The sequence below is a fragment of the Exobacillus caeni genome (assembly GCF_005747095.1).
In the GTDB taxonomy this organism is placed as follows: Bacteria; Bacillota; Bacilli; order Bacillales; family Guptibacillaceae; genus Exobacillus; species Exobacillus caeni.
On sequence record NZ_SWLG01000023.1, the window covers coordinates 1 to 24,583 of the forward strand.

Genomic DNA, 24,583 nt, shown 5'->3' on the forward strand with positions numbered 1-24,583 from the left:
AGAAAAATTGGATGGACTGAGTCCCGTCGAATACCGAACTCAATCCATCCAATCAACTGCATAACAAAACTCTAACTTTTGGGGTTAACCACCTTTGCAGGCTCTTTTTTCTATGCTGTACAATTAACAAAACAGGTTCCATCATCTTTTTTCAGCTAGCCTTTTTAATTCCTTCGCTCGGTTTTCAATAAAGCGTTGCATATATTTTTCTAAAAACAATGTATCAATGAAGTTTCCAAGAATGCCGAATGGTGACTTATAATCAAACGTGTCTTTCATGATCGTCCCTGTTCCGCTTTCTATAAATTCGTGTGTATGTGTGAAAGAATGGAATGCGCCTTTAACCATCACATCTGTAAATTTGTATGGTTTTTCCATTTCTATAATCCTGGCAGTTAACTTTTGCCTTATTCCAAAATGGGTAGCTTCCCAGGTGACGGCATCACCATATTCCATTAGCCCACCCGTAACGCCGTCGATCGCCCTTTCCCTCGTCTTACTTGTTGTTTCTGTATGTACTTCTACGTTTCGTGCAAGGTCAAAACAAACGCTGGCTGGTGCTTCGATATAAATTTCATTTTTTATTATAGGCATGCCATTTATCCTTCCGCTTTATTAGAGATAGTGTAACACTATTATATTTATACAATAAGTTTAAAACCAGTTGAATATTGATCAAACGTTTGATTAACTTTCTGCAAAATCAAGTAATACCATGTTCTCTTTAACATCGTTCTTGTTGTCATTGCATTTTCTTCCATACCATATTATGTAGCAATATAGTATGATAGGTAATGGGGGGAGTGGAATGGAACTAGGACTTTTTCAAAAGCAGACAACCAGACTTGTGATGACCAATGAACTTCGACAGGCCATTACGATTCTTCAGTACTCCACAGTTGAATTGGCCGGTTTTATCAAAGAGCAGGCGCTGGAAAACCCTCTGATCGATCTTTCCTCTCCATCATGGGGAACAAGAAAAAGCTATCAAAAAACAAAATCTACTAAATGGCAGTCGGAAGACGGAAAAAACGATCCGATTGCATTTGCTCCTGCAAAAGAGGGAGGACTACATGATTATGTCCTTCAACAGGTGCAATTTCTTCCACTGGCAGATTCGAAATTAAAAATACTAACATATCTGATTGAAAACCTTGATGAAGCAGGTTACTTAAGAATTGATGAAGAGGAGGCCACAAGCCGCTTTGCAATCGAAAAGGAAGACTTAGAAGAAAAAATTGCTGTTCTTCAGTCTTTAGAACCAGTCGGTATCGGTGCAAGATCACTAGGAGAGTGCCTTTATCTTCAACTAAAGCAAAGAAGTATGCAGAACGAGCTGGCCGAGACTATCGTGTTGAATGATTTGAAATCGCTTGCAGAACGCAAATATAAAGAGCTTGCAAAGAAGTATCATGTTACAGTAACTGACATTCAGCGTACTGCGGATTTTATTTCAACGCTTGATCCTAAACCCGGTTCGCTTTTTGCAAGGGAAACCACCAAATATGTGATTCCCGATGTTACGATAAAAAGAGAACAAAATGGATTCAGAGCTTACTTAAATGATGAACTGCTTCCAAAGATTTCATTGAATAAGCAGTATTCTTTGTTGATGGGCTCTCAAAAGAACGATGCGGCACTTTACTTAAAAGAAAAGTATCAGCAATACAACTGGCTGTTAAAAAGTATCCAGCAGCGCCAGGAAACACTCGGTGCCATTTTGGCCGTCTTTATTGAAAAGCAAAACGATTTTTTAGAATACGGTGTTAAGTCTTTGAAGCCTCTTACGTTAAGAGAAGTTGCAGAAGAAGCTGGTGTACACGAATCAACTGTAAGCAGAGCGATCAAACATAAATATGTCCAAACGCCTCATGGATTGTTCGAATTGAAAAATTTATTCACATCAAAGATCGAATCAAACGCAGGGGATGCTGCTTCGTCTTCCAGTGTGAAACAGCGTATTAAAGAAATGATTGACCAGGAAAACAAACAGAAACCTCTTTCCGATCAAAAGATTGCCGATATTTTAAACGGGCAGAAGGGCATCGGGATTTCCAGAAGAACGGTTGCAAAATACCGTGACGAGATGAAAATTTTGAGCTCATCCAAAAGAAAAAGATATAACTAGATTGAAAGAAAGAGGCCGGTGCAAAAGTATTTTAGCCGAAAGGAAATCCGAACTTTGATCCAAAATTCTTTAATCAGAATTTGAATCGGCTCGGATTTTTCTTTTGGACCTTTTTCGTCGCGGAAAGAAAAGTATTCTGGAGAAGCGGCTTGCAGCACTCGACTAAATACCGGTCAAAAAAGTTTTTGAAGTTGGAGCGGAAAACATGTTTCTTCATATGATATGTGGGTACATTACCTAAAGGGGAATGACTAATGGAACCGATAAACGTTATTTTATATTCAAAAGAAAATTGTTCACTATGTGATAAAGCGAAAGTAGTTCTTGATGAGCTGAATGAAGAAATTCCTCTATCAGTAAAAGAAGTCGACATTTATAAAGATGATGACTTGCTGGAAAAGTATATGGTTATGATTCCGGTAGTAGAAATATATGGGGAAGAAGTCGATTACGGAATAATCTCGAAAGAAAAAATAAGAAAACGCTTACTTTGAAATTTTAAGTGTAACATAGTTGCGAAGCGTTTTTCCAACTGATATGATGAAAATTGTAACAGGTCTTTTTTTAAACTATCTGGGACAAAAAATGACTAAGTGGGACTTAATTTGTCTCGGGTGAGGCCGTAAGGGAGTAGAACAATGCATTCACTTTTATCTATCCAACAAAAATTAATGCCTGAACTTCTGGAAGTCATGAACAAGCGGTATCGAATCTTGCGGTATCTTCGACTCATGCAGCCGATCGGCCGAAGAAGCCTCGCCGTAAACCTTGGCATAACAGAGCGGATTCTTCGGAGTGAAGTGACGTTTTTAAAAGACCAGGGATTGTTGGAAATGTCGGTTCAGGGAATGCATTTGACTGAAGAGGGTGAGCAGCTGCTGATCCAGTTAGAGCCGGTTATGAATGAAGTTTCCGGGTTGCGGAATCTGGAAGAAGAGCTCAAACAAAAAATGCAGCTGCAAGAAGTGATCATTGTCCCGGGTGACAGTGACAAAGCTCCCTATGTGAAAAAAGAAATGGGGAGAGCGTGTGTATCACGTTTAAAAAAGCTCGATTTAAGTCAAAATGTTATTGCGGTGACTGGAGGTACAACACTCGCTGCCGTCGCAGAAATGATGACACCGCCGGCACATGGGGAAGATATTCTGTTTGTCCCTGCTAGAGGGGGACTTGGAGAACAGGTGGAGAACCAGGCTAACACGATTTGTGCGAAAATGGCCCGTAAAGCATCTGGCGATTATCGTCTGCTCCATGTACCTGATCAATTAAGCGAAGAGGCTCATCAATCGTTGATTGAAGAACCGGGTGTCAAAGAGGTGCTCGAACTGATCAAGTCAGCCGGTATAGTAATTCATGGCATAGGAGATGCTAACACAATGGCGATAAGAAGAAAATCATCTCCGGAAGTCATTGAAACGCTAAAAGCAAAGCATGCCGCTGCTGAAGCGTTTGGGTACTATTTTAATCAGGCAGGAGAAGTTGTACATAAAGTCAAGACAATCGGCCTTCAACTTCAAGACCTGGAGAATTGCGAGCTGGTGATTACTGTAGCAGGAGGATCAACCAAGGCAAAAGCAATTGAAGCTTATATGAAACGAGGATTGAAGAATGTCCTTGTAACAGATGAAGGCGCTGCTAAAGCGTTACTAGAGGGTTCTGCCCTTTAAAATAAAATACTTAATACCTTTTTAAAAGGATAATCAAGGAGGAGTATCAACATGGCAACTAAAGTAGGAATTAATGGATTTGGCCGTATCGGCCGTAATGTTTTCCGTGCCGCTCTAAATAACTCTGAGGTAGAGGTTGTAGCTGTTAACGATTTAACAGATGCAAACATGCTTGCACATCTATTAAAATATGATTCTGTTCATGGCAAGCTTGACGCTGAAGTGGAAGTAAACGGTGAAAATATCGTTGTTAACGGTAAAGAAATCAAAGTACTTTCTGAGCGTGACCCTGCTCAATTAGGCTGGGGAGACCTTGGAGTAGAGGTAGTTGTAGAATCTACTGGCCGCTTTACGAAGCGCGAAGATGCTGCGAAGCACCTTGAAGCAGGAGCTAAAAAAGTTGTTATTTCTGCACCAGCAAAAGATGAAGATATCACCATCGTACTTGGTGTCAACGAAGAAAACTATGACGCTGATAATCATCACGTTATTTCAAACGCTTCTTGTACTACTAACTGCCTTGCTCCATTTGCAAAAGTTATTAACGACCAATTCGGTATTCGCCGTGGCTTGATGACAACGATTCACTCTTATACAAATGACCAGCAAATCCTTGATTTGCCTCATAAAGATTATCGCCGTGCACGTGCAGCAGCTGAAAACATTATCCCGACAACAACTGGTGCTGCAAAAGCTGTATCTCTAGTTCTTCCTGAACTAAAAGGTAAATTGAACGGTATGGCGATGCGTGTTCCAACTCCAAACGTTTCTATCGTTGACCTTGTTGTAGAGCTTGAGAAGGATGCTTCTGTTGAAGACATCAACGCTGAGTTGAAGAAGGCGGCTGAAGGTGACCTTAAAGGAATTCTTGGATACAGCGAAGAGCCGCTTGTTTCCAGTGACTATAACGGTAACCCGCATTCTTCTATCGTAGACGGGCTTTCTACAATGAACATTGAAGGTAACCTTGTGAAGGTTGTTTCCTGGTATGACAACGAGTGGGGTTATTCTAACCGTGTTGTAGATCTAGTCGACTATATCGCACAAAAAGGTTTATAATAAAAGAAGCGAAAATATAAGGGGGAGGAAGTAGAACCTTCCTCCTTTTCCATTGCCTTTTAAACTTGTTTTCGGTTCTGTTTAGTAGTGGCAGTTTTGCTCTCCCGGCGGCTCTTTTGTGTTTAAAGCTTCTTACATGCGAGCATGACAAATCTTTAAACATACAGAGCCTTGTCGCTTGCGCTCTTACAAGATAGATAACTATCTATCTTTGAGGGAGAGCAAAGATGAGTCGCTTCGTGGTCTTGTTTTTAAAGGCCATAAGTGATGAATACTTAATAACAGAGCCGATGTTTGAAAGGTTTATTTTCGGGCATTCTTCTATCGAAGGATTTGTGCTTTTGATGAAAAGAAAAATCCACTTTGTGCATGAAGGAGGACTAGGGACTATGAACAAAAAAACAATTCGCGATTTTGATCTTAAAGGGAAAAAGGTGTTTTGCCGCGTTGATTTTAACGTTCCTATGAAAGATGGCAACGTCACGGATGATACGAGGATTCGTGCAGCTCTTCCAACGATTCAGTATTTGTCGGAACAGGGTGCGAAAGTAATCCTTGCCAGCCATCTTGGACGTCCAAAGGGACAGGCTGTTGAAGAACTTCGATTAGATCCTGTAGCAAAGCGTTTAAGCGATCTAAGCGGAAAGACGGTTGTGAAAACAGACGAGGTTTACGGTCCTGAAGTAAACGAAGCGATCAGCGGCCTTGAAGAAGGCGACCTTTTGTTGATAGAAAATGTTCGCTTTGAAGCCGGAGAAGAAAAGAATGATCCAGAGCTTGCAAAACATTTTGCAGAAATGGCTGATGTATATGTGAACGATGCATTCGGCGCTGCACACCGTGCACACGCATCAACTGCTGGAGTTGCCCAGCATTTGCCTTCAGCTGCAGGGTTTTTAATGGAAAAAGAACTGGATGTACTCGGAAAAGCATTATCGACACCTGAACGCCCGTTTACGGCTATTATCGGCGGAGCAAAGGTTAAAGATAAAATCGGTGTAATCGAAAACCTCCTTGAAAAAGTGGATCACTTGATTATTGGAGGCGGGCTTGCTTACACGTTCGTTAAAGCCCTTGGCTATGATGTTGGAAAATCACTATTAGAAGAAGATAAAGTAGAACTTGCAAAATCTTTTATGGATAAAGCGAAAGAAAAAGGCGTCAAGTTCCACATACCGGAAGATGTTATCGTAGCTGATGATTTTTCTAATGATGCTAATACAAAGGTCGTAGGGATCGACTCCATTCCATCTGACTGGGAAGCACTTGATATTGGTCCAAAAACGATCGATAAATACCGTGATATTGTTTTAGATTCTAAACTCGTAATCTGGAACGGGCCAATGGGAGTTTTTGAACTTGAAGCATTTGCAAACGGAACAAAGGGCGTTGCGCAGGCTTTAGCTGATTCTGATGCATATACAATTATCGGCGGCGGAGACTCTGCAGCAGCGGTCGAAAAGTTCGGAATGGCCGAAAAGATGGATCATATTTCAACAGGCGGCGGAGCATCCCTGGAATTCATGGAAGGAAAAGAATTGCCAGGTGTTGTCGCATTAGATGACAAAGAATAATGTACTTAAGTTTTAACGTAGAGAAGAGGACCCTCCTTTTTGAGCGGAAAATAGCATATTGAACACTATAAGGAAGGTGAAACAAATGCGTAAACCGATTATCGCAGGAAACTGGAAGATGAACAAAACGATTTCAGAGACAAAGAGCTTTATTGAAGAGGTTAAAGGACTCGTTCCATCCGCTGATAAAGTTGAGTCGGTTGTATGTGCACCTGCATTGTATTTAGATCTGCTTACGGATGAGCTTAAAGATAGAGATTTAAAAGTTGGGGCACAAAACATGCATTTTGAAGACAGCGGTGCGTTTACAGGTGAGATCAGTCCGCTTGCGCTTAGTGACCTTGGCGTAAAATATACGATTCTAGGACATTCCGAGCGACGTGAGCTTTTTGGTGAAACGGATGAAATGGTCAATAAAAAAGTCTATGCTGCATTTAACCATAATCTAACACCGATCGTTTGTGTCGGGGAAACACTGGAACAACGTGAAAACGATGAAACAAAGAAAGTTGTAAAGCAGCAGGTTGAAAAAGGCCTTGAAGGTCTTTCGAACGACCAGGTCGCTAAAACTGTAGTTGCATATGAACCAATCTGGGCGATCGGCACAGGAAAGACGGCTTCAAGCGAAGATGCTAATGAAGTTTGTGCATATATCCGTTCAGTTATCGGCGAAGCATTCTCACAGGATGCGGCAGAACAAGTGCGAATCCAATATGGCGGCAGTGTGAAACCGGAAAATATTGAAGAACTTTTAAACCAGTCTGACATTGATGGAGCGCTTGTAGGCGGTGCAAGCCTGAAACCTGAATCTTTCTTACAGCTGCTGGAGGCTGGAAGCAATGTCTAAAAAGCCAGTTGCACTAATCATTCTAGATGGTTTCGCATGCCGCGAAGAAACAAAAGGAAATGCTGTGGCACAGGCGAAAAAGCCGAACTTTGATCGTTACTGGAAAAGTTATCCTCATGCACAGTTACAAGCATCTGGAGAAGCTGTCGGACTGCCTGAAGGACAGATGGGAAACTCAGAAGTAGGACACTTAAATATTGGCGCCGGCAGGGTTGTTTACCAGAGCCTTACTCGCGTAAATCAGTCTATTACAACCGGGGATTTCTATGAAAACGAGACGTTTATCGAAGCGATGGACCATGTGAAACAGAACGGTACGAACCTTCATGTTTTCGGTCTCCTGTCAGATGGCGGAATCCACAGCCATATCGACCACTTATATGCACTATTAAAGTTAGCGGAGAAAAAAGGTGTCGATAACCTTTATATTCATGGTTTCCTTGATGGGCGCGATGTAGGACCTAAGACAGCGAAAAAATACATTCGGGCACTACAAAAAGAAATGGATGAACATGGTGTGGGTCAATTAGCGACAATCTCTGGAAGGTATTACTCGATGGATAGAGACAAACGCTGGGATCGAATCGAAAAGTCTTATCGTGCAATGGTGTACGGAGATGGCCCTAAATACACTGATCCGATCGAGCTTGTGGAAGACAACTATAAGAATGAAATCTATGACGAGTTTGTCATTCCATCTGTTTTGACGAAAGAAGACGGATCACCTGTTGCAACCATCGAGGATAACGATGCGATCATCTTTTTAAACTTCCGTCCTGACCGCGCTATCCAAATCTCACAGGTTTTCACCAACGAAGACTTTAGAGGATTTGACCGCGGTGATGAGTGGCCGAAAGACATCTTCTTTGTAATGCTTACGCAATTCAGCGAAACAGTTGGAGGAGAAGTTGCCTTTAAACCAACGAACCTTGATAATACATTTGGAGAAGTTGTTTCGCAGCAGGGTTATAAACAGCTCAGAATCGCCGAAACGGAAAAGTATCCGCATGTTACATTCTTTTTCAGCGGCGGGCGCGAAAACGAATTTCCTGGTGAAAAACGTATTCTGATCGATTCTCCTAAAGTTGCGACTTACGACCTTAAGCCGGAGATGAGCGTTTATGAAGTGACAGATGCTCTATTAGAAGAACTTGATCGTGATGAGCAGGATGTTATTATCTTAAACTTTGCAAACCCTGACATGGTTGGGCATTCAGGGAAACTTGAGCCGACAATAAAGGCGGTAGAAGCAGTTGATGAATGTCTTGGCAAAGTGGTAGATAAGATTACTGAAAAGGGCGGACATACCATTATCACAGCTGACCATGGAAACTCTGATGAAGTAGTGACACCTGAAGGAAAACCGATGACTGCTCATACAACGAATCCTGTTCCGGTTATCGTTACGAAAGAAGGAATCGAGCTGCGGGAAGACGGCGTTCTTGCCGATCTTTCTCCAACATTACTGGAATTATTGAATGCGGAACAACCAAAAGAAATGACTGGAAAATCATTGATTAAAAAATAATATCAAAACGCATAAGGAGTGAACCAAATGAGCTTTATTACTGATATTTATGCTCGTGAAGTATTAGATTCACGCGGGAACCCGACTGTTGAAGTAGAAGTATACCTTGAGTCAGGCGCTAAAGGAAGTGCACTTGTACCAAGTGGTGCTTCCACTGGTGAATATGAAGCAGTTGAGCTTCGTGATGGAGATAAAGACCGTTACCTTGGCAAAGGCGTTCTTAAAGCCGTTGAAAACGTGAACGAAGTGATCGCGCCAGAATTAATCGGTACTGATGCACTCGATCAGATCGGAATCGACAAGGCGATGATCGACATGGACGGCACAGAGAACAAAGGGAAATTAGGAGCTAACGCAATTCTCGGCGTTTCAATGGCAGTAGCGCGCGCTGCTTCTAACTATCTTGATATCCCGCTCTACGTTTATCTTGGAGGAGTAAATGCAAAAACACTCCCTACACCAATGATGAACATCTTGAACGGTGGAGCACATGCTGACAACAACGTTGACATCCAGGAATTCATGGTTATGCCGGTCGGAGCTCCATCCTTTAAGGAAGCGCTTCGTACAGGTGCGGAAATTTTCCACAGCCTTAAGGGTGTATTAAAAGAAAAAGGCTTAAACACAGCAGTTGGTGACGAAGGCGGATTCGCTCCAAACCTTGGTTCCAATGAAGAAGCGATCCAAACGATCATCGAAGCGATCGAAAAAGCCGGATACAAGCCAGGCGAAGAAGTCAAGCTTGCACTCGATGTTGCGGCTTCTGAAATTTACAATGACGGTAAATACAACCTTGCAGGTGAAGGTGTAACAAAAACATCTGAAGAAATGATCGAATTTTACAGCCAGCTTTGCGAAAAGTATCCGATCATCTCGATCGAAGATGGACTGGATGAAAACGACTGGGACGGCTGGGAAAAGCTGACTCAAAAATTAGGTGGAAAAGTACAGCTTGTTGGAGACGACCTGTTTGTAACAAACACCAACAAGCTTTCTGAAGGTATCTCCCGTAGAGTTGGAAACTCAATCCTGATCAAAGTGAACCAGATCGGCACACTCACAGAAACATTGGATGCGATCGAAATGGCAAAACGCGCAGGCTACACAGCTGTCATCTCCCACCGTTCAGGTGAAACAGAAGACACAACAATCGCTGACTTAGCAGTAGCGACAAACGCGGGCCAAATCAAAACCGGTGCACCATCCCGTACAGACCGCGTTGCGAAATACAACCAGTTACTTCGCATCGAAGACGGTCTTGAGCACCTGGCAAAATACGCAGGCCAATCAGCATTCTACAACCTTTCAAAATAATACAACAAACCTCCCCACACTGTAGGGGAGGTAATTTTTTTGATTTGGATGTATTTTAAAATAGGACAACAAAGCGACACATCTTTGCACTCCCTAAAAAGATAGATATTTATCTATCTTGTAAGAGCGAAAGCGACAAGGCTCGTTGGATATTCAGCAGCGTCATGCTTGCATGTAAGATGCTGAATATCCAAAAGAGCCGACAGGGAGAGCAAAACTGCCCAAAGATCTTAACGTTAACTCGAATAATAACGGGTTCACTTTCCCCGATTTTTGTTGATTTTCACAATTTTATTATGGTAAAGTTATAGTATTGTTATGGTAAGTCCGGGAGGTGGAATCATGCAACTTGCAGTTACTATTGCACTTGTTATCGTTTCAATCTTATTAATCATTGCGGTAGTCCTTCAGTCCGGTAAAAGCGCGGGGCTTTCAGGAGCGATTACCGGGGGTGCTGAACAACTATTCGGTAAAACAAAAGCCCGCGGTATGGAAGCCGTATTAAATAGAGTTACCGTTGTTTTAGCCGTTCTTTTCTTTGTACTGAACATCGTGGTGTTTTTGGTCTAATCAACAGCTTAATGTCAAATAATGGCAGCAGGTGTAGAAATCACTTGCTGTTTTTTTGCTCTTTTTTTAGGAGTATTTTACCAAGCGAAATTCCTATAAAAAGTTGGATTATTAGAGTTATTTATAGATGGGAAAACTACATAAAACAGCTGTTTTAAAAGCTTAATGCTAAGGAATAGGAGTAGGAGAGGGAGGAAATCATCATGAGAATCGTAATGCCAAAACCTTTTACCTTTGAGGGAGGAGATCGTGCAGTGTTGCTGCTGCATGGTTTTACAGGAAATACAGCAGATGTCCGCATGCTTGGAAGGTACCTGCAGGAGAAAGGATACACTTGCCATGCACCGCAATATAAAGGCCACGGTGTCCCTCCTGAAGAGCTTGTACATACTGGACCGGAAGATTGGTGGAAGGATGTAACGGAAGGATATAACCATCTGAAAGAAAAAGGATACGAAGAGATAGCTGTCGCCGGTCTTTCGCTTGGAGGAGTATTTTCCTTGAAACTTGGTTATACTGTTCCGGTTAAGGGAATAGTACCGATGTGTGCCCCGATGTACATTAAAAGCGAAGAAGTGATGTATCAGGGGATCCTTGATTATGCGAAAGAATACAAAAAGTTCGAAGGAAAAAAACCGGAACAAATCGATTCCGAAATGAAAGAATTTGAAAAAACGCCGATGAAGACGCTAAATGCCCTGCAAAACCTGATCAAGGAAGTCCGTGACAATGTCGATATGGTCTATGCGCCGACATTCGTCGTTCAGGCAAGGCATGATGAGATGATCAACACAGACAGTGCAAACATCATTTATGAAAATGTTGAGTCTAATAAAAAGGATCTAAAATGGTACGAAGAATCAGGACATGTTATTACGCTGGATAAGGAAAAAGAGCAGCTTCATGAAGATGTTTATGGATTTCTTGAAGGATTAGATTGGTCTAATTAGTTAATTTTAAATAATTGGGAATAAATAAAGATAGATTGCAACTCGAAGGAAGGTGAGAGTATGACAGTAAATGAACGAATGGAACGGATTCTTTCTTTTATGAAAGAAGAGGCATACAAGCCCCTCACTGTTTCTGAACTTGAAGAAGTGTTTGGGCTTGAGGATTCCAGCGACTTTAAGGAATTTGTAAAAACGCTGAACAAAATGGAAGAGGAAGGCCTGATTGTCCGAACTAGAAGTAATCGATATGGCATACCTGAAAAAATGAATCTTGTTCGCGGGAAACTCCAGGTACATGCGAAAGGGTTTGCTTTTTTACTGCCGGAAGAAACAGGTGAGAAAGATGTTTATATTTCTCAGGGTGACTTAAATGGTGCGATGAACGGAGACCGTGTTATTGTAAGGCTTCATCAAAAAAGCTCGGGGACACGCCCGGAAGGTACCGTTATTCGTATCATCGAACGTGGGCAAACAAGAGTGGTCGGAACTTATTCTGACAGCAAGCATTTTGGGTTTGTGATTCCTGATGACAAGCGAATCCCCCACGACATTTTTATTCCGAAAAGTGCTGCTAACGGTGCGGCGGAAGGACATAAAGTTGTTGTTGAAATAACGAAATACCCTGAGGGCCGTATGAGCGCTGAAGGAGAGATCACAGAAATCCTCGGCCATAAAAATGATCCGGGCGTAGATATTTTATCTATTATCTATAAACACGGTTTGCCTGGAGAGTTTCCTGATGATGCGATGGAACAGGCAACAAACACACCGGATGAAATTGATCCGAAGGACATTGAGGGCCGCAGAGACCTCCGTGATGACACGATTGTTACGATTGACGGGGCAGACGCAAAGGACCTTGATGATGCAGTAAATGTCGTCAAGCTTGAAAACGGTAACTATAAGCTGGGCGTTCATATCGCGGATGTTACCCATTATGTAACAGAAGGGTCTCCGATCGATGTGGAAGCAGCTGAACGTGGTACAAGCGTATACCTAGTTGACCGAGTGATTCCGATGATTCCGCACAGATTGTCTAACGGTATATGCAGCCTTAACCCACAGGTTGACCGCCTGACAATTTCTTGCGAGATGGAAATAACTTCTGAAGGGGAAGTAGTCCATCATGAAATTTTTCCAAGTGTTATCAAGACAACAGAAAGAATGACTTATACAGACGTGCGGAAAATTTTACAAGAAGAAGACGAAGAAGTGATGAAACGGTACGAGGCGTTGGTCCCATTCTTTAAAACAATGGGAGAACTCGCTGATATTCTTCGGAAAAAACGGTTTGAACGCGGAGCGATCGACTTTGACTTCGCTGAAGCGAAAGTGCTTGTGGATGATGAAGGAAACCCGCAGGATGTCGTTTTGCGTGAACGTTCTGTAGCGGAGAAGTTGATCGAAGAATTTATGCTTGCAGCAAACGAAACTATTGCCCAGCATTTCCACTGGATGGATATTCCGTTCATGTATCGTATCCATGAAGATCCCGATGCAGATAAGTTAAATAACTTCTTTGAGTTTATCACGAACTTCGGTTACGTAGTGCGAGGTAATGCAAACACAGTTCATCCTCGAGCACTCCAGGAACTGCTTGAAGAAGTTCGCGGCGAGCCGGAAGAGGCCGTAATCAGTAAAGTAATGCTTCGTTCTATGCAGCAGGCGAAGTATTATCCGGAAAGCCTTGGGCACTTTGGATTATCTACTGACTTCTATACGCATTTTACGTCGCCGATCCGCCGTTATCCTGACTTGATTGTCCATCGATTGATCCGGACATATTTGTTCGAGAAAAAAGTCGGCCAGGAAACGCGGGAAAAATGGAAGGAAGCTCTGCCTGAAATCGCGCAGCACTCATCAGCGATGGAACGCCGTGCGGTAGATGCAGAACGTGAAACAGACGAGCTCAAAAAAGCAGAGTATATGGAGGATAAAATCGGCGAGGAATTCGAAGGCGTTATCAGTGGGGTGACAAATTTTGGTTTGTTTGTTGAACTCCCGAATACCATTGAAGGCCTTGTCCATGTCAGCTATCTGACCGACGACTATTACCATTATGATGAAGGCAACTATGCCATGATCGGTGAGCGGACTGGAAACGTATTCCGTATCGGTGATGAGATCGAAGTAAGAGTGATCAATGTGAACATCGATGAACGCTCGATCGACTTTGAAATCGTCGGCATGAAACCGCCGAAAGAGCGGAAGCGCATGGCACGCCCTAAAGTAATCCAGGGTGGCAAGCGTACTCCAAGAAAGAAATCAAAAGAGCTTGAAATAGCCGAGCGAAAGCGGAAGCCTGCCAATGACAAGCAGGGACAGGGACAAAACAAAAAGAAGAAAAAGAAGAAGAAAAAGCGGAACAGATAATAAAGAGGGTTGACTCATGCATTGTTCTTGAGTCAACCTTCTACTTCTTAAGGGGGGAGTGCCTGCATTGACTTTATTTGACCAATTCGTTATAATAGTACTTGACGCTTGAGAGGAGGATACCGTACATGCCAAAAGGTGATGGAGGACTCATCGCACAAAATAAAAAAGCAAGACATGATTATTCCGTTGAAGAAACATACGAAGCTGGAATCGTTCTAAAAGGAACTGAAATCAAATCCATCCGGGCAAGACGAGTGCAGATTAAAGACTCTCATGCGATTATCCGAAATGGTGAAGTTTTTCTTGTGAACATGCACATCAGTGAGTATGAACAGGGAAACATCTACAACCATGATCCGACGAGGTCCCGGAAGCTGCTGATGAAGAAGAAGGAAATCGATAAGCTGATCGGATTAACGAAGGAAAAAGGATATGCGCTTGTGCCGCTTAAAGTCTACATTAAAAACGGCTTCGCAAAAGTGCTGCTTGGACTTGCAAAAGGTAAGAAAAAGTTTGATAAACGTGAAGACTTGAAGCGCAAAACAATGAAGCGTGAAGTTGAAAAAGCAATGAAGGATCGGCAGCACATGTAGTGCTGAACTTGATTTTCTTGCTGGGTTTGTTATAATAAAATGTACCGAAACAATTAAATACTACCTTTTACCGTTTTCGGTCTCTCATTTACATGGGGACGTTACGGATTCGACAGGGGTAGGTCGAGCTTAAGTTGCGAGCCGAGTTGGCGAGCTTCGTAAAAACGCCATGCCTATAACTGGCAAAGAAAACAACAACTTCGCTTTAGCAGCGTAACAGTTGCTAGCGGTTCCTCCCTCCATCGCCCACGTGGTAGGGTAAGGGACTCACTCTAAGTGGGATACGCCGGTAATCCGCAGTCTGAGGAGAGCCGGAAGAGAACAATCGGACTAGTTGCAGGAATGCCTGTCAGTAGGCTGAACTGCAGCGAATCGCGAATATACTGACTACGCTCGTAGAAGCTTAAGTAACGATGCCTCTGGACGTGGGTTCGATTCCCACCGTCTCCACCAAATACATATTTGGTGGTTTTTTAATTTGTAATTGTATGTTGATCTGCCTTTTAGGTAGATCTTTTTTGTGTTTACTTAACATCGAAAAATGCAGGGTGATGTCGAAAAATCGATATATTCTGTTTTTCGTAGATATATTTAAAAATCCGAAGATATATTTGCATTTTCGAAGATATAAGCAAAAAATCGTAGATATATCACCAAAAACGAAGATAAAATATATTTTTCTTCAATTCAACAGGAGATTCCATCCCTAATAGAGAATTTATGAGCAAAATTAGCATTGGAGTGATGAAATGATTGTAAAAGAACGTGAATTTCCTCTTTCTATTCTAAAGTTACAAGCACTTCTTCGAAGGCTTCCTCCAGATCACCCGAAAATCCCCTCGATTAAGGAAGAACTCAAGAAAAGAACTGCAGGTTTTAAAGGGGAAACTTCGCTCGACTTTCCGCTCGGTTTACTAGACCAGCAAAAATACTTTATTCTTCACGATATTAGGCTCCCATACAAGGAGCATTTTTTCCAAATTGATACCTTGGTGATCACGTGCAATTTTATTGTCCTTATAGAAGTTAAAAATATTATTGGTACTATCTATTTCGATCCTATTTTTAATCAATTAATTCGCAGGTATGAAGACAAGGAAACTGCTTTCCCTGACCCAATCCTTCAAATAAAACGGCAAGAAGGACATTTGAAGGGGTGGCTGAAAAAGAATCGCTTTGAGGAAATTCCTATATACTCACTAGTCGCAATCAGTAATCCCCAGACAATTATAAGAACAACTAATGAAAACCACACGCTTAATCAGAAAGTCCTTCATAAAGAAGCCTTACCGGTGAAAGTTAAACAAATTGAATCTATTGCAAAAGAAAAAGTTCTTTCAGAGAAAGAACTTAAGAAAATAATTAGGCTTTTAAAGAAGCAACATACTCCGCCAGGATTTCCAATATTGGATCAATATGATATTAAGAAAAACGAAATTTTAAAAGGAGTAATTTGCTGCTCTTGTAACTGCTATACATATAAAAGACAACATGGTTACTGGTTCTGTTCTAAGTGCCAACACCGATCGAAAGACGCACATTTTCAAGCATTAAAAGATTACGAACTATTAATTAGTCCCACTATCACGAATAATCAGCTAAGGGATTTCTTGAAAATAGAATCTTCGGCTGTGGCCACAAGATTGTTTCATTCAATGAACTTACCATATTCCGGTTCCAATAAGGGAAGAGTGTATCATTTAAACCTTGAATAATGCTATCTTCGAAACCTCTCATTCCACATACCAGCCTTCTCCAAAGCCAGTTTATCTTCTTTCACTTCCTCCGGCTTCACGCCTTTTCCGATTATGTAGTCCTCAAACTCCATTCCAACAAAATCAAAAACATAGCTGAACTGCTGGACAAGTGGCAGGCCTTTGATTTTTGCGTCTTTTCCACCCGTTATAACAACATAAGCCTTTTTCTTTTTGAATTCTTCTTTAAGATTAAAGCGTTCATCCCGCATGTATTGGGACCATCTGTCGAAGAAATTTTTCATGGGGCCACTCATTCCATACCAGTAAAGGGGTGTAGCGAACAAAAAGATATCATGAGTCTGCATGAGTTCCACTAATTCTTCATAGTCATCGCCCACAGGAGAAAATCCTTCTTCTGTATGCCTTTTATCTGTGATCGGTTCAATATGTGTTTCAGCAATTGAAACGATTGTATGATCCGTACCTTCTACAATTTTTTTGGCCAGGAACTCAGAATTTCCATTTTTTCTGGTACTACCTAATAGTGTTAAAATTTTCATCGTAAAAGCAACTCCTTTTATGGTTTGTAGTATAGCATAAGCCAAAAGAATCGGTTTAATGATGTGCCTTTGCCGAACTAAAAGAACCCCTTTCTACATAGGTGAATATCATAAGTGGAAAATGCCATGAGAGGCGGATTGTGTATGATACCTATGTATCCTTATTACGATGTGCAAACGACTTGTAAACCAACCCCCATAACCTTTCCTCCACAGCACCAGAACATTCAGCCCGGTCTGGAGTATTTGATGACACCTGTTCCGATATCCGATAACCCTCAATATAAAGGCAGCGATAAACTGAAGGGAAAGGTTGCCTTGATAACTGGAGGGGACAGCGGGATCGGCCGTGCCGTAGCGATTAGCTTTGCGAAAGAGGGAGCGGATATCGCGATCTCTTACTTATACGAACATGAAGACGCAAAAGCGACAAAAGCGATGGTTGAAAAGTACGGCAGGCGTTGTTTATTACTTCCGGGTGACCTTCGTGAAGAGAAAGTTTGCCGTAAAATAGTTCGAAAAACGATCAAGCATTATGGCAAGTTAAACATACTTATTCTTAATCAAGGGGTTCAGTTTCCCCAGAAGAGCATTTTAAATATCTCAACCCAACAACTCGAAGATACTTTCCGTACAAATATCTTCCCGATGTTTTTTATTACACAGGAAGCTTTGCCGCATTTGCAACCGGGAAGTTCTATTATAAGCACTGCTTCAGTTACGGCTTATGAAGGGCATCGGTTGCTGCTTGATTACTCCGCTACAAAAGGCGCTATCGTCACGTTTACCAGATCACTGTCTAAACAGCTCGTCGATTATGGTATCAGGGTAAACGCGGTTGCACCGGGTCCGATTTGGACTCCGTTAATCGTCTCGAGCTTTTCAGCAGATTTTGTGAAAACGTTTGGGGCGGAAACACCAATGAAACGGGCAGGGCAGCCTTTTGAGCTTGCGCCTACTTATGTTTATCTGGCATCGGATGATTCTTCCTATGTCACTGGCCAGGTCCTGCATGTAAACGGGGGAACTATGACAGAAACATAAATAGCGATTTGAAGAGAGCTGCAAACCATGTCAGCTCTTTTATGTCGGACTAAAATGGAACAGCTCCCAATCATACTATTCAAGCTTCACGTTTTCCATTAGCTTTTTTAGGAAAAAGTATTTATATAGATTACATAACAGTGACTGCTTAACAATAATTACATAAACAATTGAAAAAAAGGGGAATGCCTTTCGTATGGCGAAGTAAAATAATAGAATTTTGGAAGGAGAATGTATATGCCAGTTAATCCGAGAATTCAATCATTTTTAGATAATTTAAATGAAATGCCGCAGATACCTTTAGATAAGATTTCTCCACAAGCATACCGCTCGAAAGAAGCATCGATGAATTTACCGCAAAAAACAGAACCTGTCAAAAAGGTCCATAACCTTGATATTAAGTTTGAAGGCCGAGATATTCCTATACGTGTTTATGTTCCAGAAGGAGTAGAGGCGCCTTATCCGGCAGTTGTGTTTTACCATGGCGGGGGATGGGTGATCGGAAGCCTTGATACCCATGATGCAGTCTGCAGATTACTTTCGAATAAAGGCGATTGTCTTGTTATCTCAGTAGATTACCGTTTAGCACCTGAAAATAAGTTTCCTGCAGCTGTGAATGATGCGTATGATTCTCTAAGCTGGATCGCAGAACATGCGGACGATTTTCAAATTGATCCAGACCGTATCGCTGTTGCAGGTGACAGCGCAGGAGGTAACCTTGCAGCCGTTGCCTGTATTATCGCCAAAGAAAAGAAAACGCCAAAAATCAGCCATCAGCTTCTTTTATATCCATCGACGGGCTATAAAGAAGAACCGCCGTCCATAAAGGAAAATGGGGAAGGGTATATGCTCACGGCTGAATTGATGGCATGGTTCAGAGAGCATTATTTTAATAATGAAGAAGAAATGCGGAATCCCTATGCTTCTCCAATCTTTTATGACGATGTAAGCGGATTGCCTCCCGCTACGATCCTCACCGCCCAGTACGATCCGTTAAGGGATGTAGGAAAAGCGTATGCAGAACATTTGAAGGCTGATGGTGTCCCTGTTTACTATAAAAATTATGAGGATCTGATCCATGGCTTTGCAAACTTTGTAGGATTTGTACCAGAGGCTAAAGAGGCGGTAGAAGAAGGTATCCGGCATCTAAAGAAATCATTCGAATAGAAAATAACATCAAAAAGAGCAGGGGATCTTCTCTGCTTTTTTGCGTTAGGGCGTATCATAACAATACAAATCGTTTGACGCTGGACCTTATTAGGTAGAAACTAAATGGTATCTGCTAGTGCGTGAAATTAAGTTTATCTATCAGGAGGAATTTATATTGGAAGGAGAAAACGCTCAGAATAATCAAGAATTTAAGATATTTCCTATTGTAGCAGTGTTGATATCAGGAACTTTTGCGGCTATTTTAAACCAGACGCTGCTTGCAACTGCTTTGCCGCATATCATGAGGGACTTAGATCTTAGCGCAAACACCGCACAATGGCTTACAACAGTGTTTATGCTAGTGAATGGAGTCATGATTCCCGTGACAGCCTTTTTGATTGAAACATTTACGACAAGAAGGCTGTTTCTCTCGGCGATGGGACTTTTCGGTCTCGGAACGCTAATCTGTGCTGTTGCCCCAAACTTTCCGGTGTTAATAATAGGGAGGATTGTCCAGGCTTCTGGAGCAGGAATCATGATCCCGTTGATGCAAACCGTGTTTTTTGTGATTTTTCCTGTAGAGAAACGCGGTTCGGCAATGGGGCTGTTCGGACTAGTCATTGCTTTTGCACCGGCGATCGGCCCAACGTTATCCGGATGGCTTGTTGATCATTTTCCGTGGCGGTCACTGTTTTATGTAGTATTGCCAATCGCTATGATTGATTTTATCGTTGCATATTTTGTTTTAAAAAATGTTACTAAAAGATCGTTTCCTAAGCTTGATATTTTATCCATTATTTTGTCCACCATTGGATTTGGAGGACTTTTATATGGCTGCAGTATCGCCGGAACACATGGATGGGGAAGCACGGAAGTACTTGTTACCCTGTTGATTGGCGCTGTGGCACTTGCCGTATTTATTTTAAGGCAGTTCCGCCTTGAACAGCCGATCCTTGAATTCAAGGTGTTTAAATACGGAGTCTTCACACTTGCGACAGGACTAGGGATGATCGTGTTCATCGCAATGATTGGCGGAGCTACGATCCTGCCTATCTACATGCAAAACATGCATCATTTCACCGCGTTTGAATCTGGATTAATGCTGCTTCCGGGTGCCCTGTTGATGGGGATCATGTCACCGATCAGCGGAAAGATATTCGATAAGTTTGGAGCGCGCTGGCTGGCGGTAATCGGGCTTATCATCGTAACGGGCTCCACCTTTATGTTTACGAACCTTACTGCCGAAACAACTTTCTTTTATATGGCCACCGTCAATGCGGTCAGGATGTTTGGCGTTGCTCTTGTCATGATGCCGGTCACAACTGCGGGGCTCAATCAGCTGCCTAGACGATTGATTGCCCATGGTACAGCAATGAATAACACGATGCGCCAGGTATCAGGCTCGGTCGGAACCGCTATTCTTGTTACAGTGATGACAAACAATGCATTGAATCCGCAAAAATATGGAGTGGAAGGCCTTATTCATGGTGTTAATGTTTCTTTTATAGTTGCTGGAATCACAAGCGGGCTGGGGCTTATCCTTGCGTTTTTCCTTAAAAAGGCGAGCCCGGCTGAGGAGTAAAATAAAACGGACTGTCCAGGGGCTGTCCGTTTTTGGTTGGGATAAGCAAAATGTTTTGGGTGCAGACTTATTTATTTTACAATAAAACTAAAATATAAGGAGTTGAAAATATTGTTAATGGACAAACTTCCTGATTTTACTTTTCAAAACTTAGATGGAAATGAAGTTTCGATCTCAGACTATCGCGGGAGAAAAGCATTGATCTTTATGTGGGCTTCCTGGTGAAGATGCCGCCAACAATTGCCTGGATGGCAATCTTTCTATGATGAATTTAAAGATGAAAACTTTGAAATTCTATCAGTAGCGGTCGATGTACAGGGTGCACAGGTCGCTGCACCGTACGCGAAGGATACAACATTTACGACAGTGATTGATGATGAGAATAAGCTTGCTAATCACTTTGGTTTCAAAATTGTACCCAATGGGATCTTTATTGACGAAGAAGGAAGGATCCGTTTAGTAAAACAGGGCTTCCGGGTAAATGAACAAGAACATGTTGAAGCTGTAAAAAAACTGATTAGAAATGAAGCGGAAACGATTGAGCTAGATGATCCATACTACGATGCCGGAAACGGCCCTTCTGAGATGGAAAGGCAGCTAGCAGAAACAAAGTTCAAGCTTGGCATGGAATACGCCAAAAATGGAAAAAAAGAAGAAGCATTAAAGGAACTTGATGAAGCGCTACTCCTTGATGCAGGTAACTTCTTGATTCGCAAACAGCGCTGGTACATTCGAAACCCAGAAAAGTTTTCGCCTTCGATCGACGTTGAGTGGCAGCAAAAGCAACTTGAAAAAGAAAAGGCAGAAGAAGCAAGACTGCAAGAAGGAATGGTATGCGGTCCTGAAGGCTGTATTATACCGGGAACTGCGCAATCATCTATAAAAAAATAATTTTTCAGTTAAGGGTATACTAACCCTTTTTAAAAAAACTTTATTAGGAGGGCAATTATGGAAAAAACAATTAGAGATGCAGACTATGCATCACTTGTAAAAGGAATGACAAAACCGTTCGTACTGCAATTCAGTGCAGATTGGTGACCGGGCTGCCGTCAGTTGAGGCCGGTGGTCTCAAAAGTAGCAGAGGATTTGGATTCCGTGGATTTCTACTATGTGAATGTCGATGAAGCACCAGAATTAGCTGCAAAATTCGGTATCATGAGTATTCCGACCCTCGTGTTAATAAAAGACGGGGAAGAAGCAGACCGATCAATCGGTGCGTTGCCGGAAGAACAGGTTAAAGCATTTGCCCAATCATAAACTAAAAACCCCTGCACTTTTTTGCAGGGGATAACTTTTGTAAATTATTATGGCGGGGTTGAAATATAAGGTATAAAGCGGAATAAGTTTTGAATTTTGAGAAGTTAATGTTGAAGTACATATTAGAAATATCGTCACTCATCTAGAAGAAAAAAATAAGTATGCACGGGACAATACAATTATCACACTTTTCAATTATGATATTGGAACGTTTCGTTGGGACATTCCCTGTTTCATCTGTTATGCTCTCTTTCTGGCCAGGCCGATAAGCATAGTAATGATAACAAAGCTGTACAGGGTGAACCAGTATAGGGTCCAATCCATACTGACAAAATTAGTGAAGTCGATGAAGGTTTTATGGAGTCCGTTGCTCATCGCCCATACTAAGATTGCGCATGGAACAATATAACCTCTGAATGTTTTTGATTTTGATAGGTGTTTTATACCCATCATCGCTACGCAAAAGCAAGTGGAAATTTTGAAGAATAGGCCGATTATCCATGCGATACCGATAATAATTTCAACTCTTTTAAAAGTAGTGGTCAATGAAACATCACGCATGACTGAGTAGGTGGGATAGGATTCCCGTGCAACAATATAAGCGCTGTCGTTTCCGATGACGAGAATAACGGTGATGACTAAGACCGCTCCTCCTATAGCGATTGCAGATAGTGCAATAGAAACAAGCTTATCTTTTCTCTTTACATACGTAAGAAACGCCCCGGCAAGCATGATTTCGATAAACGGGAACCCAAGGGTTGAATAGGCTCCTTCTAAAATTGCTGAAGGAGGATTATAAAAAAATGGTTTTAGTTCAATTATTTTAAAATGCTTGATAATAACGATTAAAGAACCGATTACAAACAAAGAGATAAATGGCGTGAAAAGTTCCGAGATAAGAAAAAGATTTTTCACGCCATGATAGGAGGTATAGGCGACAACTAAAAGAATCAGGATCTGATAGATATATGGGCTGGAATATGGGCTTACATCTGTAATCATAAAATTGCTTAAATTCCGAACAACCATTGCCGTGAGGTGGAGAGCATAAAAGACAATAACAATGTTTAACGCTGTTCCGATCCACTTTCCAGCAGACCTGTCCATTAATTCAAATAACGAAGGATAACCATGCTTTTTAAACAACATTAGATAAAGGAAGTTTGCGGCAAGTCCAACTCCAAGAGCTAGAAGCATGGACAGCCAGCCATCTTGTTTGGCATTTATAACAGTTATCCCCGGTGCCATCAAAATCGAACTGTAGATAATAAAGTTGAGAACGATCGAAAAGAATTGAAATCTTGATACCTGTAAGTTCATGGTTATCCTCCAAAAAGCGTGTGATATATCGGTCCATAAATCGCCTTTAGCCATACTGTAATAGGAAAAGGATCTATGCCAGCGAGATATCCTATTATATAGTACAAAGAAAATCCCCAAACGATCGCAAGAACAATTTTTTCGCGTGTCGTTTTATTTGCTTTCATAGTTGTTTTCCAATCTTGCACCCGGGGACTCAATGTAAACTTGCACATCCGCCTTTACTTTCATCTCCTGGTATAATGCTTCCCAGTTGTCCTTTTGTTTCTCCCAGGATTTTGGGTGATTTTTAAACAACTGAGACTGGATGCCAAAAAAGTCCAATTTAAGCTTCTGAGCTTTCCTGACAGTTTCGACAAGCTGTTTTTCCAGCCCTTTGCTGACAGCTGTCTGAATGGCATTCGCTCCCTGTTCCTCGGTTAGTTTTAATCGGCAGCTCATTTCCTGTAAATTCATCTGGCCACTCATTTTAATCCTATAAGTCAGCTGATTCCCTTTCAAAGTGGGGACAGCTTTTCCTTTGATATCCTTTAACAGAATTCCGATGCGACCATCGCCATCAGGACAGTGAAAGGTGAAATTTTGAATATCAGCAGACCGTCCGGTTAAAACTCCCCAGGCCGAACTTTCCTTTTTCGTAAACCAATCAACCTGCTTGTCCTCGTTAAATAGTGCAAGTCCCGTTAATTGGATGGAATTGGGATTTCCATCTATATCGTTAAGCGTGTCAAAGTTGGAAACGTTAGAGTTCTTCTCTTTTTTTTTGATGCCAAGAGCAACAGGCGAACGCTTTTCGCCATAAAGCCACCGGATAAAGTTCTCCAGTGTAATCCCATCCTTTATTCCAACTGACCCTTCTGATATATTGATCAATTTTTCTATCGTCTTAGAAGAATTATTTTCTATCGGGGTCAAGGTACTTAAAATCTCTTTTGCAGAACTGTCTTTCGCGATAAGGAAAAAATAATTGTCCCTGATTTCATAATGTCTTTCCAAAAAATCAAGAATCTCTTTGACTCCCTTTTCTTTAGCCATTTCTTCCCCCACAACTAGCATGGACATCTGTGAAAAAAACAGCTTTCTGGAGATGAAATTCCGAGCATTGTTAACTGCCTCATTTACGGAGTATCCTTCACTTTCAAAAGTGTAATCAGGGTTTGTGCTGCCTCCTGCTCCGCTTGAACCCTGCCCGCCTGCCTGAGCCTGGGGATTAGTGGCCTGAAAGGTGAGCTTCACTCTGTCACCTTCCCCTTTATCAATCCCAACACTGGTTATTAGCAAAAGGTCATTGAGTTCTATACGGCCGCTGCACCCTGCGAGAGTAAAAACCATAACGGTGAAAATAAAGATGGTATACACTGCTTTCAT

At 41.8% G+C, this 24,583-nt stretch carries 22 protein-coding genes and 1 other RNA gene; 19 read left to right on the plus strand and 4 right to left on the minus strand.

What is annotated here, in order from left to right; all coding sequences use genetic code 11:
- Window positions 1-141: 141 nt before the first annotated feature.
- Window positions 142-594 carry an SRPBCC family protein gene (locus FCL54_RS20785; protein WP_138129068.1) on the minus strand — a complete coding sequence of 151 codons (453 nt, stop codon included), beginning with the start codon at window positions 592-594 and terminating at the stop codon, window positions 142-144.
- Between the two features lie 214 nt (window positions 595-808).
- On the opposite strand from FCL54_RS20785, the gene rpoN reads away from it, so the two are divergent.
- The 14 genes from rpoN (at window position 809) to FCL54_RS20855 (ending at window position 16,321) form a co-directional block, all read left to right on the plus strand.
- A complete protein-coding gene (gene rpoN / locus FCL54_RS20790; RefSeq protein WP_138129070.1) occupies window positions 809-2,128 on the plus strand; it encodes an RNA polymerase factor sigma-54 in 1,320 nt (439 codons plus the stop codon).
- 254 nt (window positions 2,129-2,382) lie between these two features.
- The gene (locus tag FCL54_RS20795) at window positions 2,383-2,622 is read left to right on the plus strand and encodes a glutaredoxin family protein (protein WP_425467161.1); all 240 of its coding nucleotides are present in this window, start codon (window positions 2,383-2,385) and stop codon (window positions 2,620-2,622) included.
- A gap of 144 nt (window positions 2,623-2,766) precedes the next feature.
- Window positions 2,767-3,795, plus strand: a complete 1,029-nt coding sequence (locus FCL54_RS20800; RefSeq protein WP_138129072.1) for a sugar-binding transcriptional regulator — start codon at window positions 2,767-2,769, stop codon at window positions 3,793-3,795.
- A 51-nt stretch (window positions 3,796-3,846) separates the two neighbouring features.
- Window positions 3,847-4,854, plus strand: a complete 1,008-nt coding sequence (gap, locus tag FCL54_RS20805; protein WP_138129074.1) for a type I glyceraldehyde-3-phosphate dehydrogenase — start codon at window positions 3,847-3,849, stop codon at window positions 4,852-4,854.
- 389 nt (window positions 4,855-5,243) lie between these two features.
- On the plus strand, window positions 5,244-6,428 hold the full coding sequence (locus FCL54_RS20810; RefSeq protein WP_138129162.1) for a phosphoglycerate kinase: 1,185 nt from the start codon (window positions 5,244-5,246) through the stop codon (window positions 6,426-6,428).
- Between the two features lie 85 nt (window positions 6,429-6,513).
- A complete protein-coding gene (tpiA, locus tag FCL54_RS20815) occupies window positions 6,514-7,275 on the plus strand; it encodes a triose-phosphate isomerase (RefSeq protein WP_138129075.1) in 762 nt (253 codons plus the stop codon).
- Window positions 7,268-8,803, plus strand: coding sequence for a 2,3-bisphosphoglycerate-independent phosphoglycerate mutase (gene gpmI / locus FCL54_RS20820; RefSeq protein ID WP_138129077.1), 1,536 nt, complete (start codon window positions 7,268-7,270; stop codon window positions 8,801-8,803). The genes tpiA and gpmI overlap by 8 nt, the downstream gene beginning before the upstream one ends.
- Window positions 8,804-8,830: 27 nt before the next feature.
- On the plus strand, window positions 8,831-10,117 hold the full coding sequence (gene eno / locus FCL54_RS20825) for a phosphopyruvate hydratase (protein ID WP_138129079.1): 1,287 nt from the start codon (window positions 8,831-8,833) through the stop codon (window positions 10,115-10,117).
- 342 nt (window positions 10,118-10,459) lie between these two features.
- Entirely contained in the window at window positions 10,460-10,687 is a 228-nt protein-coding gene (gene secG / locus FCL54_RS20830) for a preprotein translocase subunit SecG (protein ID WP_138129081.1), read from the plus strand.
- Window positions 10,688-10,890: 203 nt separating this feature from the next.
- Window positions 10,891-11,637 carry an alpha/beta hydrolase gene (locus FCL54_RS20835; protein WP_138129083.1) on the plus strand — a complete coding sequence of 249 codons (747 nt, stop codon included), beginning with the start codon at window positions 10,891-10,893 and terminating at the stop codon, window positions 11,635-11,637.
- Window positions 11,638-11,697: 60 nt separating this feature from the next.
- The gene (rnr, locus tag FCL54_RS20840; protein ID WP_138129085.1) at window positions 11,698-14,010 is read left to right on the plus strand and encodes a ribonuclease R; all 2,313 of its coding nucleotides are present in this window, start codon (window positions 11,698-11,700) and stop codon (window positions 14,008-14,010) included.
- A 128-nt stretch (window positions 14,011-14,138) separates the two neighbouring features.
- Entirely contained in the window at window positions 14,139-14,606 is a 468-nt protein-coding gene (gene smpB / locus FCL54_RS20845; protein WP_138129087.1) for an SsrA-binding protein SmpB, read from the plus strand.
- Window positions 14,607-14,700: 94 nt separating this feature from the next.
- Window positions 14,701-15,059, plus strand: a transfer-messenger RNA (tmRNA) gene (ssrA, locus tag FCL54_RS20850).
- A 296-nt stretch (window positions 15,060-15,355) separates the two neighbouring features.
- A complete protein-coding gene (locus tag FCL54_RS20855) occupies window positions 15,356-16,321 on the plus strand; it encodes a nuclease-related domain-containing protein (RefSeq protein ID WP_138129089.1) in 966 nt (321 codons plus the stop codon).
- A 2-nt stretch (window positions 16,322-16,323) separates the two neighbouring features.
- Here the strand turns inward: FCL54_RS20855 and FCL54_RS20860 are convergent, their stop codons facing one another.
- The gene (locus tag FCL54_RS20860; RefSeq protein WP_138129091.1) at window positions 16,324-16,863 is read right to left on the minus strand and encodes a flavodoxin family protein; all 540 of its coding nucleotides are present in this window, start codon (window positions 16,861-16,863) and stop codon (window positions 16,324-16,326) included.
- Window positions 16,864-17,007: 144 nt separating this feature from the next.
- On the opposite strand from FCL54_RS20860, the gene FCL54_RS20865 reads away from it, so the two are divergent.
- From FCL54_RS20865 to FCL54_RS20890, 5 genes are all read left to right on the plus strand, one after another.
- Complete coding sequence (locus FCL54_RS20865; RefSeq protein ID WP_138129093.1) at window positions 17,008-17,907, plus strand: SDR family oxidoreductase; 900 nt, start codon at window positions 17,008-17,010, stop codon at window positions 17,905-17,907.
- Between the two features lie 237 nt (window positions 17,908-18,144).
- The gene (locus FCL54_RS20870) at window positions 18,145-19,074 is read left to right on the plus strand and encodes an alpha/beta hydrolase (RefSeq protein WP_138129095.1); all 930 of its coding nucleotides are present in this window, start codon (window positions 18,145-18,147) and stop codon (window positions 19,072-19,074) included.
- 157 nt (window positions 19,075-19,231) lie between these two features.
- Window positions 19,232-20,638, plus strand: coding sequence for a DHA2 family efflux MFS transporter permease subunit (locus FCL54_RS20875; RefSeq protein ID WP_138129098.1), 1,407 nt, complete (start codon window positions 19,232-19,234; stop codon window positions 20,636-20,638).
- Window positions 20,639-20,755: 117 nt separating this feature from the next.
- On the plus strand, window positions 20,756-21,529 hold the full coding sequence (locus FCL54_RS20885; RefSeq protein ID WP_246055396.1) for a redoxin domain-containing protein: 774 nt from the start codon (window positions 20,756-20,758) through the stop codon (window positions 21,527-21,529).
- A gap of 162 nt (window positions 21,530-21,691) precedes the next feature.
- On the plus strand, window positions 21,692-21,895 hold the full coding sequence (locus tag FCL54_RS20890; RefSeq protein ID WP_138129104.1) for a thioredoxin family protein: 204 nt from the start codon (window positions 21,692-21,694) through the stop codon (window positions 21,893-21,895).
- A gap of 240 nt (window positions 21,896-22,135) precedes the next feature.
- Here FCL54_RS20890 and FCL54_RS20895 read toward each other — a convergent pair whose 3' ends face one another.
- Both FCL54_RS20895 and FCL54_RS20900 read right to left on the minus strand, forming a co-directional pair.
- The gene (locus tag FCL54_RS20895) at window positions 22,136-23,215 is read right to left on the minus strand and encodes a GerAB/ArcD/ProY family transporter (RefSeq protein ID WP_171016952.1); all 1,080 of its coding nucleotides are present in this window, start codon (window positions 23,213-23,215) and stop codon (window positions 22,136-22,138) included.
- A gap of 153 nt (window positions 23,216-23,368) precedes the next feature.
- Complete coding sequence (locus FCL54_RS20900; RefSeq protein ID WP_171016953.1) at window positions 23,369-24,583, minus strand: Ger(x)C family spore germination protein; 1,215 nt, start codon at window positions 24,581-24,583, stop codon at window positions 23,369-23,371.